At 63.9% G+C, this 11986-nt stretch carries 10 protein-coding genes; all 10 read right to left on the minus strand.

The annotated features are described in order from the left end of the window. Positions 1–11: 11 nt before the first annotated feature. The 10 genes from RT131_RS05990 to RT131_RS06035 all read right to left on the minus strand — a co-directional run bounded on the left by RT131_RS05990 (position 12) and on the right by RT131_RS06035 (position 11986). Positions 12–1343 carry a nitrate/nitrite transporter gene (locus RT131_RS05990; protein ID WP_313171138.1) on the minus strand — a complete coding sequence of 444 codons (1332 nt, stop codon included), beginning with the start codon at positions 1341–1343 and terminating at the stop codon, positions 12–14. Positions 1344–1365: 22 nt separating this feature from the next. Beyond that, entirely contained in the window at positions 1366–2256 is an 891-nt protein-coding gene (locus RT131_RS05995) for a peptidylprolyl isomerase (protein ID WP_313171140.1), read from the minus strand. 3 nt (positions 2257–2259) lie between these two features. Further along, positions 2260–2964, minus strand: a complete 705-nt coding sequence (gene narI / locus RT131_RS06000; protein ID WP_004146540.1) for a respiratory nitrate reductase subunit gamma — start codon at positions 2962–2964, stop codon at positions 2260–2262. Then, on the minus strand, positions 2961–3641 hold the full coding sequence (narJ, locus tag RT131_RS06005) for a nitrate reductase molybdenum cofactor assembly chaperone (protein ID WP_099475674.1): 681 nt from the start codon (positions 3639–3641) through the stop codon (positions 2961–2963). The genes narI and narJ overlap by 4 nt, the downstream gene beginning before the upstream one ends. Beyond that, on the minus strand, positions 3638–5182 hold the full coding sequence (narH, locus tag RT131_RS06010; protein ID WP_253133744.1) for a nitrate reductase subunit beta: 1545 nt from the start codon (positions 5180–5182) through the stop codon (positions 3638–3640). The genes narJ and narH overlap by 4 nt, the downstream gene beginning before the upstream one ends. Next, positions 5182–8937, minus strand: coding sequence for a nitrate reductase subunit alpha (locus RT131_RS06015; RefSeq protein WP_313171144.1), 3756 nt, complete (start codon positions 8935–8937; stop codon positions 5182–5184). Before RT131_RS06015 ends, narH begins: the two co-directional genes overlap by 1 nt. 69 nt (positions 8938–9006) lie before the next feature. Beyond that, a complete protein-coding gene (locus tag RT131_RS06020) occupies positions 9007–10425 on the minus strand; it encodes a NarK family nitrate/nitrite MFS transporter (RefSeq protein ID WP_313171146.1) in 1419 nt (472 codons plus the stop codon). Positions 10426–10573: 148 nt separating this feature from the next. After that, on the minus strand, positions 10574–10945 hold the full coding sequence (locus RT131_RS06025) for a hypothetical protein (protein ID WP_313171148.1): 372 nt from the start codon (positions 10943–10945) through the stop codon (positions 10574–10576). Beyond that, positions 10942–11514 carry a molybdenum cofactor guanylyltransferase gene (locus RT131_RS06030; protein ID WP_313171150.1) on the minus strand — a complete coding sequence of 191 codons (573 nt, stop codon included), beginning with the start codon at positions 11512–11514 and terminating at the stop codon, positions 10942–10944. The genes RT131_RS06025 and RT131_RS06030 overlap by 4 nt, the downstream gene beginning before the upstream one ends. Next, entirely contained in the window at positions 11486–11986 is a 501-nt protein-coding gene (locus RT131_RS06035; RefSeq protein WP_313171151.1) for a molybdenum cofactor biosynthesis protein MoaE, read from the minus strand. The genes RT131_RS06030 and RT131_RS06035 overlap by 29 nt, the downstream gene beginning before the upstream one ends.

Raw genomic sequence — 11986 nt, forward strand, 5'->3', positions numbered from 1 at the left:
ACTGATCTGGATCAAGCCCGCCGCTGTTTCTCCGCTGCGGCGGCATCGATGGCTTCGGGCAGGTCGGTCTCGCGATCGAGCTGCGGGAAGTTGCGACGCTCCATCCGGCGGATGGCGAAATGCATCCAGGTCAAGGAAATGCTGACCAGCACGAACAGCAGCATGAAGCAGCTGCTCCAGATGCCGAGCGCATCATTCAGGGCGCCAAACACGATGGGCAGGATGAAACCACCGAGCCCCCCGATCATGCCGACCACGCCGCCCACCGAACCCACGTGCTGGGGGTAGTAGACCGGGATGTGCTTGTAGACCGCGGCCTTGCCCAGCGACATGAAGAAGCCGAGAACGAATACCAGCACGGTGAACAGGGTCACGCTGATCGCCAGGTGGAAGCTGATCTCGCCGTGTATGCCCTGCACGATATAACGCGTATCCGGATAGGCCAGGATGAAGGTACAGATCGACGACACCCCCAGCGTCCAGTACATCACCCGCCGCGCACCGATGCGGTCGGACAGCCAGCCGCCCACCACCCGGAACAGGCTGGCCGGTATCGAGTAACAGGCGGCCAGCACGCCAGCCGTGCCGACGTCCATGCCGTAGGCGCCGACCAGATAATGCGGCAGCCACAACGCCAGCGCGACGAAGCCGCCGAACACGAAGAAGTAGTACAGCGAGAAGCGCCATACCTGCAGGTTCTTCAGTGGTGCCATCTGCTCGGCGAAGGACATCGGCTTGACGCCGCTGCGGCGACGGTCCTCCAGCGAGGGATCTTCCTTGCTGAACAGATAGAAGATGATGGCGGTGACGGCCAACCCGACCGCCCACAGCTTGGCCACCATCATCCAGCCCGAGGCCACCATCACCAGCGGTGCCAGCAGCTTGGTTACCGCCGAGCCGATATTGCCGGCACCGAAGATGCCCAGCGCGGTGCCCTGCTTCTCGGCCGGGAACCACTTGGACACATAGGTGACGCCGACCGAGAAGTTGCCACCGGCGATGCCGACGAACAAGGCCGCCAGCAGGAACTGCGGGTAGGTCTGCGCATAGGTCAGCAGCCAGGTCGCCACCGCGCCGCACAGCATCACCAGGGTCATCACCTTGCGCCCGCCGAACTGGTCGGACCAGATGCCGAGGAAGACGCGGATCACCGAGCCGGTCAGTACCGGGGTGGCGATCAGCAGACCAAACTGGGTGTCGTTCAAGCCCAGCTGCTCGCTGATCTGGATGCCGATGATGGCGAAGATCATCCACACCGCGAAACACACGGTGAAGGCGAAGGTACTCAGCCACAGCGCACGTTGTTGTTCGCCGCTGCTGATGTTCTGCAAATTCTGGCTCATTGCCGCTCCTGGGGATTACGTCTTACTCAGCCTGTGCTTCGATGTCTTCCAGCCCACGCACCGGGTAGCGCTCGCGCAGTTCCAGCAGGAACTGCTGCACGTCGCGCTGGCGCACCTGTAGCTCCAGGTAGTCGCTGATCTGCGGCTGCACCTGCTCGAAACTGAGCGCCGTACCGGCTTCCAACGCATCGATGCTGACCACGTGGTAGCCCCAGCGCGATTCCACCGGGAAACCTGCCAGGCCCTGCCGCAGGCGGAATACCTGGCGGTCAAACTCGGGCGTGGTCTGGCCGCGTTGCAGCCAACCCAGCTCGCCGCCTTCGCTGCTGGACGGGCATTGCGAGTGGCGCGCGGCCAGATCGGCGAACAGGTGTGGCTGCTCCAGCAGTTCGCCGATCAGCTTCTCGGCCTGGGTGCGTGCCTTCAGCCGGCCGGCGATATCGTCAGCCGGCGCCGCCAGCAGGATGTGGCGTACACGGATGCGGTCCGGTGAGCGGAAGCGCTCGGGATTCTGCGCAAAGTAACGCTGGCAGTCATCCTCGCTGGGCACCCGGTCTTCCAGCGTCTGTTCGATCAGCAATTGGATGCGCGCTTCCTCGCTGGTCTCCTGGCCAACGCCGGGGGCATCGGCCAGGCCAAGCCGCTCGGCTTCCAGCCGCAGCAGCTCGCGTACCACCAGCGCACGCGCCGCATCGGCACGCGACTGCTCCGGGCGCATCGCCCGGTGGTATTGCATCTCGCGGGCGATATCGGCCTCGCTGATCGGTGTGTCCTGCACGTACAGGCTGCACGGTGCCGGTTGGCCAAGGCTGCGCGGGCCGTCATCGGCGTCGTGATGGTGGCCGGCCTCGGCCGGCACCGGTGTCTGCGAGTCGATGACGGTGATGGGGAGAATGCGTGGCAGGCTGCCCATGGCTTACTCCCGCGGACCGTAGCGCAGCGTGGCCTGGCGACGACGCACCACCTGATACGGGCGCCACAGGTAGCTGATCGGCACACTCCACACATGCACCAGGCGGGTGAACGGGGCGATCAACACCAGCGTCAGGCCGAGGAAGATGTGCGCCTTGTAAACCCAATGCACGCCTTCGACATAATCGGCCGCGCCGGCACGGAAGGTGACGATGTGCTGTGCCCACTCGGCCAGCATCACCATCACCCCGCCATCGAGATGGCCGGCGGAGACCTTGATGCTGTACAGGCCAAGACAGAGCTGGGCGAACAGCAGCACCAGCACCAGCGTGTCACCGAAGCTGCCGATTGCGCGCACCCGCGCATTGGTCAGCCGGCGCACCAGCAGGATGGTGATGCCGACGAAGCACAGCGCGCCGAAGAAGCCACCCACCACCATCGCCAGCAACTGCTTCTGCGAAGATGTGATGAAGGGCTCGTACAGCGCGTGCGGGGTCAGCAGGCCGACGAAGTGGCCGCCGAGGATGGCGATGATCCCGATGTGGAAGCAGTTGCTGCCGAAGCGCATGCCGCGGTCGGACAGCAACTGGGTGGAGCCGGTACGCCAGCTGTACATGGCCTTGTCATAGCGCGCCCAGCTGCCGATCAACAGCACCGCCACCGCGATGTAGGGATAGAACTGGAAGGCGAACTGATTGAGGTAATTCATGGCTGGATCTCCCGCGGCTGCGCGCGTGCCGGTGAACGATGGGGTGGATCACAATCCTGCGAAGGTGCATCGGCGCCAAAGCGCACCGCTTCCTCTTCCCACAGGCGGTCCATGGCTTCGACGGTGTCGTCGCGCACTTCTTCGCTGGCCCGCTGGCGCAGCACGGCCAGGTTGACCTTGCCCTCGCCCGCCTCGACCAGGATCTCCAGCAGCACCGCATGCGGCAGCTGCCGCTCGGCCGCGCGTGCGGCGAGCATGCCGGCGATGTGGCCGATGTGGTGCAACCAGTCCTTGGCTTCGGCCTGCGGCCGGTGCGCAAGGTATTCCAGCAGTAGCGGCAGATAGTCCGGCAGTTCGCGCGCATCCAGCTCGAATCCGTTCTTGCGATAGGCATCGATCAGGTCAACCATGGCCTGGCCGCGATCACGCGACTCGCCATGGATGTGTTCGAACACCAGCAGGCTCATCGAGCGGCCACGGTCGAACGTGGCCAGCCAGCGGTCCTGCGCGTCCAGCGGGTCGGTGGCGAGCAGGTCACGGACGAAGGCCTGCAACTGCCTGCGACGGGCCGGCGACAGTGCCGGATCGTCGCAGGCCTCGAGCAGCTCCTCGCCATGCTGCCAGAGCTCGTCACGCGGATAGTCCAGCAATACACCAATCAGCTTGAGCACACTCATTTCACCACCTCATGCCGGTGCTGGCGGTTGGGATGTACCGCGAAGGTGGTGCTCTTGCGCTGGGTGAACAGGTCAGCCGGGCTGTCGCCGTTGCAGCCATTGCCGAAGGTGAAACCGCAGCCGCCACGTTCGCCGAAGGCGTCGTTGGCGTACTCACGATGGGCGCTCGGAATGACGAAACGGTCCTCGTAGTTGGCGATGGCCAGGTAGCGGTACATCTCTTCCACCTGCGCCGGGGTCAGCCCCACCTGTTCGAGCACGCGCATGTCTTCCACGCCATCCACGTTCTTGGCGCGGCGCCAGGCGCGCATCGCCATCAGCCGCTCCAGGGCACGGATCACCGGCGCTTCGTCACCGGCGGTCAGCAGGTTGGCGAGGTAACGCACCGGGATGCGCAACGAAGCGATATCCGGCAGCTCGCCGCTCATGCCGACATGGCCACGCTCGGCCGCCGATTGGATCGGCGACAACGGCGGCACGTACCAGACCATCGGCAAGGTGCGGTATTCCGGGTGCAGCGGCAGCGCCAGCTTCCAGTCGATGGCCAGCTTGTAGACCGGCGACTGCTTGGCCGATTCCAGCCAGCTGTCGGGTATGCCTTCGGCACGCGCAGCGGCGATCACCGCCGGGTCGAACGGGTCCAGGAAGATGTCCAGGTGCGACTGGTACAAGTCCTTCTCCGCCGCCACCGATGCGGCCTCGGCAATGCGGTCGGCGTCGTACAGCATCACCCCCAGGTAGCGGATGCGGCCCACGCAGGTTTCCGAGCACACGGTGGGCTCGCCCATCTCGATGCGCGGGTAGCAGAAGATGCACTTCTCGGATTTGCCGCTCTTCCAGTTGTAATAGATCTTCTTGTACGGGCAGGCCGACACGCACATGCGCCAACCACGGCACTTGTCCTGGTCGATCAGCACGATGCCGTCTTCCTCGCGCTTGTAGATCGCGCCGGAGGGGCACGCAGAAACGCAGGCCGGGTTGAGGCAGTGCTCGCATAGCCGCGGCAGGTACATCATGAAGGTCTTCTCGAAGGCGCCGTAGATCTCCTTCTGCACCTTGTCGAAGTTGTAATCGCGCGAACGCTTGGAGAACTCGCTACCGAGGATTTCCTCCCAGTTCGGGCCCCACTCGATCTTCTCCATGCGCTGGCCGGTCAGCAGCGAGCGCGGCCGTGCGGTCGGCTGATGCTTCAGCTCGGGCGCGTCGTGCAGGTGCTGGTAATCGAAGTCGAACGGCTCGTAGTAGTCGTCGATCTGCGGCAGGTCGGGGTTGGAGAAGATCTTGGCCAGCATGCGCCAGCGGCCACCGGCGCGCGGCACCAGCTTGCCGCTGCCGTTGCGCACCCAACCGCCGTTCCACTTCTCCTGGTTTTCCCATTCCTTGGGATAACCGATGCCGGGCTTGGTCTCGACGTTGTTGAACCAGGCGTACTCCACGCCTTCGCGCGAGGTCCACACGTTCTTGCAGGTGATCGAGCAGGTGTGGCAGCCGATGCACTTGTCCAGGTTCAAGACCATCGCAATCTGGGCACGTACTTTCATCACACCACCTCCCGTGCGGCGCCGGTTGCACTCGAATTCGCGTCCTCACCATCCAGCCAATCGATCTTGTCCATCTTGCGCACGATCACGAACTCATCGCGGTTGGTACCGCAGGTACCGTAGTAGTTGAAGCCCCAGGCCAGCTGCGCGTAGCCGCCGATCATGTGGGTGGGCTTGAGCACGATGCGGGTCACCGAGTTGTGGATGCCGCCACGGGTGCCGGAGATCTCCGAACCCGGCACGTTGATGATGCGTTCCTGGGCGTGGTACATCATCGCCATGCCCGGCATCACCCGCTGGCTGACCACCGCACGTGCAGCAATCGCACCGTTGACGTTGAACAGCTCGATCCAGTCGTTGTCCTCGATGCCGGCATTGCGTGCGTCGTCCTCGCTCAACCAGACGATGGGGCCGCCACGCGACAAGGTCTGCATGATCAGGTTGTCGCTGTAGGTGCTGTGGATGCCCCACTTCTGGTGCGGGGTGATCCAGTTCAGCACGATCTCCTTGTTGCCGTTCTGGCGCTTGTTGAGCAGCGGCTCCACCGTGCGCGTATTGACCGGCGGCCGGTAGCTCATGAAGGCCTCACCGAAGTCGATCATCCACTCGTGGTCCTGGTAGAACTGCTGGCGGCCGGTCACCGTGCGCCACGGAATCAGTTCGTGCACATTGGTGTAGCCGGCGTTGTAGCTGACGTTGTCGTCTTCCAGCCCGGACCAGATCGGCGAGGAAATGATCTTGCGCGGCTGCGCCTGGATGTCACGGAAGCGGATCGCCTCGTGTTCCTTGCCCACCGCCAGATGGGTGTGCTCGCGGCCGGTGAAGGTGCCCAGCGATTCCCAGGCCTTGACCGCGACATGGCCATTGGTTTCCGGTGCCAGGTGCAGGATCACTTCGCAGGCATCGATGGCGGTATCGATCGCCGGCCGGCCCTGGCTGATGCCTTCGTCCAGCACGGTGTGGTTGAGCTTGCCGAGGAATTCCACCTCGTGCCTGGTATCCCAGCTCATGCCCTTGCCACCATTGCCGAGCTTGTCCAGCAGCGGGCCCAGCGAGGTGAACTTGCGATAGAGGTTGGGGTAGTCACGCTCGACTACCGCCATGCTCGGCATGGTCTTGCCGGGAATGGCCTCGCACTGGCCCTTCTTCCAGTCGGCGACGCCGAACGGCATGCCCAGTTCATTGGGCGTGTCGTGCAGGGTCGGCACCAGCACCAAGTCCTTCTCGACACCGAGCACGCCCGGTGCCATATCGCTGAGCGTACGCGCGACGCCCTTGAAGATTTCCCAGTCGCTGCGCGATTCCCAGGCCGGGTCCACTGCCTTGGACAGCGGGTGGATGAAGGGATGCATGTCCGAGGTGTTGAGGTCGTCCTTCTCGTACCAGGTGGCGGTCGGCAGCACGATGTCCGAGTACAGCGCGGTGGTGCACATGCGGAAGTCCAGCGTCACCAGCAGGTCGAGCTTGCCTTCCGGTGCCTCGTCACGCCACTTCACGCCCTCGGGCTTGAGCGCGCCCATCTCGCCCAGGTCCTTGCCCTGCAGGCCGTGACGCGTGCCGAGCAGATGCCGCAGCATGTACTCATGGCCCTTGCCGGAGGAACCAAGCAGGTTGGAGCGCCAGATGAACATCATGCGTGGGTGGTTCTGCGCGGCATCCGGATCGGCGAAGGCGAAGTCCAGCGAACCGTCCTTGAACTTGGACAGCGCGTAGTCGGCCGGTGCGATGCCGGCCTGCTCGGCCTCGCGCACCAGCTGCAGCGGATTGCGGTCCAGCTGCGGCGCGCTCGGCAACCAGCCCATGCGCACCGCGCGCAGGTTGAGGTCGGCCAGGCTGCCGCTGTACTTGGAGGCATCGGCCAGCGGCGACAGCAGTTCTTCCACCTGCAGCTTCTCGTAACGCCACTGCCCGGTGTTGAAGTAGAAGAACGAGGTACCGTTCATCTGCCGCGGCGGGCGGCTCCAGTCCAGGCCGAAGGCCAGCGGCTGCCAGCCGGTCTGCGGGCGCAGCTTTTCCTGGCCCACGTAATGCGCCCAGCCACCACCGGTCTGGCCCACGCAGCCACACATGACCAGCATGTTGATCAGGCCGCGGTAGTTCATGTCGTTGTGGAACCAGTGGTTCATGCCGGCGCCGACGATGATCATGCTGCGCCCATGGGTCTTGTCGGCGGTGCGGGCGAACTCACGGGCGATCTCGATCACCTCGGCGCGTGACACGCCGGTGATGCGTTCCTGCCAGGCCGGCGTACCCGGCACGTTGTCATCGAAGCTCTTGGCGACATTGCCGCCACCGAAGCCGCGATCAACGCCGTACTGCGCCAGCAGCAGGTCATAGACCGTGGCGACCAATGCTTCGCCGCCATCGGCCAACTGCAGGCGGCGCAGCGGGATGTTGCGCTCCAGTACGTCCTCGGCCGGTGCGGCGGTCCAGCCATCGCTCTCGATGCCGCCGAAGTACGGGAAGCTCACCGCCTCGATGCCGTCGTGGATATCGGCCAGGCTCAGGCGCAGACGCGTGTCATGGCCATCGCTGGCCTTTTCCTCGATGTTCCACTTTCCCTTCTCGCCCCAACGGAAGCCGACCGAGCCGTTCGGCACAGTGATATCACCGCTGTTCTCGTCGAACGCCAGCGTCTTCCATTCCGGATTGTTGCTCTCGCCCAGCCCGCCCAGCTCACTGGCGCGCAGGAAGTGACCCGGCACCAGCCGGCCATCGGCGCGGCGCTCGATGCGCACCAGCATCGGCATGTCCGAGTACTGGCGGCAGTAGTCCTGGAAGTACTGCGAAGGCGTGTCGACGTGGAACTCGCGCAGGATCACGTGGCCGAAGGCGAACGCCAGCGCCGCGTCGGTGCCCTGCTTGGGATGCAGCCAATGGTCGGTGAGCTTGGCCAGCTCCGAGTAGTCGGGGCAGATCGCCACCGTCTTGGTGCCGTTGTAGCGCGCCTCGGTGAAGAAGTGCGCATCCGGCGTACGCGTCTGCGGCACGTTCGAGCCCCAGGCGATGATGTAGCGGCTGTTGTACCAGTCGGCCGATTCCGGCACGTCGGTCTGCTCGCCCCACACCTGCGGCGAGGCCGGCGGCAGATCGCAATACCAGTCGTAGAAGGAAAGACAGGCACCACCGAGCAGCGACAGATAGCGCGCACCGGCCGCATAGGACACCATCGACATCGCCGGGATCGGCGAGAAGCCGACAATGCGATCCGGGCCGTATTCCTTGGTGGTGTAGAGGTTGGAGGCGGCGATGATCTCGTTGGCCTCGTCCCAGTTCAGCCGCACGAAGCCGCCCATGCCGCGGCGACGCTTGTACTCACGCGACTTGGCCGGGTCCTGCACGATGCTGGCCCAGGCCTCGACCGGTGACAGGGTCTTGCGGGCCTGCCGCCACATGCGCAGCAGCGTGCCACGGATCAGCGGGTACTTCAGCCGGTTGGCGCTGTACAGGTACCAGGAGTAGCTGGCACCACGCGGGCAGCCACGCGGTTCGTGATTGGGCAGGTCCGGGCGGGTGCGCGGGTAGTCGGTCTGCTGGGTTTCCCAGGTGACCAGGCCGTTCTTGACGTAGATCTTCCAGCTGCAGGAGCCCGTGCAGTTCACGCCGTGGGTGGAACGTACGATCTTGTCGTACTGCCAGCGGGCGCGATAACTGTTTTCCCAGTCCCGTCCTTCGCTCTTGCTGAACCCATGGCCGTCGGCGAAGGGTTGTGGATCCCGCTTGAAGAACTGCAAGCGATCAAGGAAATAGCTCATGGTGAATCTCCGTTCGCAAACTGCTGCATCGTGGCTGTGTGTTGCATCTGGCTGCGGTGCATTGCTTTCTCAGCAGGGGGTTTCAGCCCCGCGCCGGTAGTACCACCACCAGGTAACCGCCAGGCAGGTGATGTAGAACGCAATGAAGCCGTACAGCGCCATATCCGGGCTGCCAGTCAAGGTGATGGAAGAGCCATAACTCTTGGGGATGAAGAAGCCGCCGTAGGCACCGATGGCACCTGAGAAGCCGACGACCGCGGCCGACTCGATGCTGGCCTGGTGCGCGGCGGCCTTCTTGCCTTCGGCGCCTTCATTGGCCGACAGGCGCTCGTGCAGCGTGCGGAAGATCACCGGAATCATCCGGAAGGTGGTGCCGTTGCCGATACCGCTGAGCACGAACAAGGCCATGAACGACAACAGGAAGCCGTAGAAGTTGCCACCCTGTCCATCATTCGGCAGGAAGTGCAGCACGCCGAATACGGCGGCAATCATCAGCGCGAACACCCAGAAGGTCAGGCGTGCTCCACCCCAGCGGTCAGCCATGCTGCCGCCCACCGAGCGCATCAGCGCGCCCAGCAGCGGGCCAATGAAGGCATAGGCCAGTGGATTCACGTCCGGGAACTGACTCTTGACCAGCATCGGGAAACCAGCAGAAAAGCCGATATAGGAACCGAAGGTGCCGATGTACAACCAGCACATCAGCCAGTTGTGCTTGCGGCGGAAGATCACCGCCTGCTCGGAGAACGACGAGCGCGCACTGGTCAGGTCATTCATGCCGAACCAGGCGGCCAGCGCGAAGAAGGCGATGAACGGCACCCAGATGAAGCCGGCGTTCTGCACGAACAAAGGCGCTCCGCCGTCGACTACTGCCTGAGGGGCACCGCCCATCGCACCAAACACACCAACGCTGATCACCAGCGGTACCACTGCCTGCGAGACCGATACGCCGACATTGCCCAGGCCTGCATTCAAACCCAGCGCCATGCCCTGGCGCTGCTTGGGATAGAAGAAGGAGATGTTGGACATCGACGACGAAAAATTCGCGCCGCCGAAACCACACAGGATGGCGATCAACACGAACACCCAGTACGGCGTGGCCGGGTTCTGCACCGCGAAGCCCAGCCACAAGGTCGGCAGCAGCAGTGATGCGGTCGACAACGCGGTCCAGCGGCGGCCACCGAAGATCGGGATGACGAAGGAGTAGAAAATGCGCAGCGTGGCGCCGGACAGACTGGGCAGGGCCACCAGCCAGAACAGCTGGTCAGTGGTGAAGGCGAAACCGATCTTGGGCAGGCTGATGGTGACCGCCGAGAACAGTACCCACACCGAGAACGCCAGCAACAGCGCCGGAATCGATATCACCAGGTTGCGGGTGGCGACCTTCTTGCCGGTGCGTTCCCAATAATCGGGATCCTCGGGCTTCCAATCGCTGATGACGCGACCGGGACCGGCACTGCTCTGCTTTACGACATCGCGACTGGCACTCATGCATCGCTCCAAGGCTGTTTTATACGGCGCTGGCTTGCTGTGCGGTTGCTTGCCCAGTCGCCACGGCGTCATTAAGCCCGGCGCCCCCTGGGGCAGTCTTGATCTTGATCAATCCAATGGCGCTCTCGTGCCACCTACCTGACAAATATCAACCGATGCTTACGGCGTCGGCGTGATTACGACGTTGAACGCCACGTTGACGCACGCTGTCACGTACATCCACATCGAACTGAAGCTGCAGCGGCAGTGCCTGCGTCGGCAGCGCGAAGCTCAGGCCGTCACGGCAAGGCAAACGTGCCTGCAGCGCCAGCACGTCTTCGCGCGGCAGCTTGATCACCAACGTGGTTGCATCACCATCCAGCAGCGCCTCCGCCGTGTCGTGCAGCTGCAGGCGCTGCGACACGGCTCCGGGCGTGCCCAGCCAGGTCTGGTTCTCCAGTACCTCGCCAGCGAGCAGGCGTGCCAGCTCGCTTTCATCAATGCGCAGCCGTAGCGACTGCGACTGGATCTGGACTTTCATGACGCAACTTCCTCCCATTGGCGGGGGGTATTGCAATTCACAAGGCGGGCACCGGCACCGGCTGGCAGCGGCAGCTCCAGGCCGCCGAGACGGCGTTGGAACATGCGTAGCGAGCGTGGCCCGTCTGTACCCGTGACCATTTCAAACAGCAGACTGCGGCAAGCGCCGTCGATGTTCAAGTACATTGGCACCGGTTCGCCTGAATACGTCACACAAGGCGCTGTTCCATCACACAGCTGTCGCAGCAGTGACACATCCAGCAAGGGCATATCCACCGGCACTACCCATGCCGGTCCGTCGGCTAGCGTCTCCACTACGCTGTAGAGGCCGCCCAGCGGGCCGCAGCGCGGCACCGCATCGGGGACCGAATCGAAGCCCGGATAGTCACCACTCACCTTCACGGGCTGGGCACCAAGCGCACTGAGCAGCGCACAACTGTGTTCAAGCAAGGTCCGTCCACGCCACCGCAGCAGCGCCTTGTCCTGGCCCATGCGACTGGAAAGCCCGCCGGCCAGCACGATGCCGGCGACCGGCGCTGGTTCAATGCGAGTGGTCGTGGACATGCCCATCGATATGCGCGTGCTCGGTATCGGGCTGGCACAGGCTGCAGCCTTCGCTCCATTCACTGTCGCCGTCCTGGTAATGCTCCTGCTTCCAGATCGGCGAACGGTGCTTCACCCCTTCGATCAACTGCCGGCAGGCGCGGAACGCTTCGTCACGGTGCGGGCTGCCGGCGGCGACGACCACGGCGACATCGCCGACTGCCAGCCGGCCCTTGGCATGGGCCACATAGAGTTTTATGCGCGGGCCGAAATCGGCAGTGATCTCGGCGATCTGTCGCTGAAACTCGTTCAACACCAGCGGTTCGAACAGGTCATAGGTGATGCCCAGCACTGGCCGGCCCTGGTTCAGATCGCGCACCTTGCCGATGAAGACATCGATGCCCCCGAAGCCCGGATCGGACACGGCGGCGATGCCTTCGGCCGGATCAATCACCGCATCGGCACGGTCCACCACTTTCCATACACTCTCGAAGCTCAT

Source organism: Stenotrophomonas sp., from assembly GCF_032066555.1.
GTDB lineage: Bacteria > Pseudomonadota > Gammaproteobacteria > Xanthomonadales > Xanthomonadaceae > Stenotrophomonas.

Excerpts from the sequence above, each read along its gene's own strand:
- RT131_RS05990 (WP_313171138.1), bottom strand. The coding sequence starts at position 1,343 with ATGAGCCAGAATTTGCAGAACATCAGCAGCGGCGAACAACAACGTGCG.
- RT131_RS05995 (WP_313171140.1), bottom strand. The coding sequence starts at position 2,256 with ATGGGCAGCCTGCCACGCATTCTCCCCATCACCGTCATCGACTCGCAG.
- narI (WP_004146540.1), bottom strand. The coding sequence starts at position 2,964 with ATGAATTACCTCAATCAGTTCGCCTTCCAGTTCTATCCCTACATCGCG.
- narJ (WP_099475674.1), bottom strand. The coding sequence starts at position 3,641 with ATGAGTGTGCTCAAGCTGATTGGTGTATTGCTGGACTATCCGCGTGAC.
- narH (WP_253133744.1), bottom strand. The coding sequence starts at position 5,182 with ATGAAAGTACGTGCCCAGATTGCGATGGTCTTGAACCTGGACAAGTGC.
- RT131_RS06015 (WP_313171144.1), bottom strand. The coding sequence starts at position 8,937 with ATGAGCTATTTCCTTGATCGCTTGCAGTTCTTCAAGCGGGATCCACAA.
- RT131_RS06020 (WP_313171146.1), bottom strand. The coding sequence starts at position 10,425 with ATGAGTGCCAGTCGCGATGTCGTAAAGCAGAGCAGTGCCGGTCCCGGT.
- RT131_RS06025 (WP_313171148.1), bottom strand. The coding sequence starts at position 10,945 with ATGAAAGTCCAGATCCAGTCGCAGTCGCTACGGCTGCGCATTGATGAA.
- RT131_RS06030 (WP_313171150.1), bottom strand. The coding sequence starts at position 11,514 with ATGGGCATGTCCACGACCACTCGCATTGAACCAGCGCCGGTCGCCGGC.
- RT131_RS06035 (WP_313171151.1), bottom strand. The coding sequence starts at position 11,986 with ATGAGCTTCGAGAGTGTATGGAAAGTGGTGGACCGTGCCGATGCGGTG.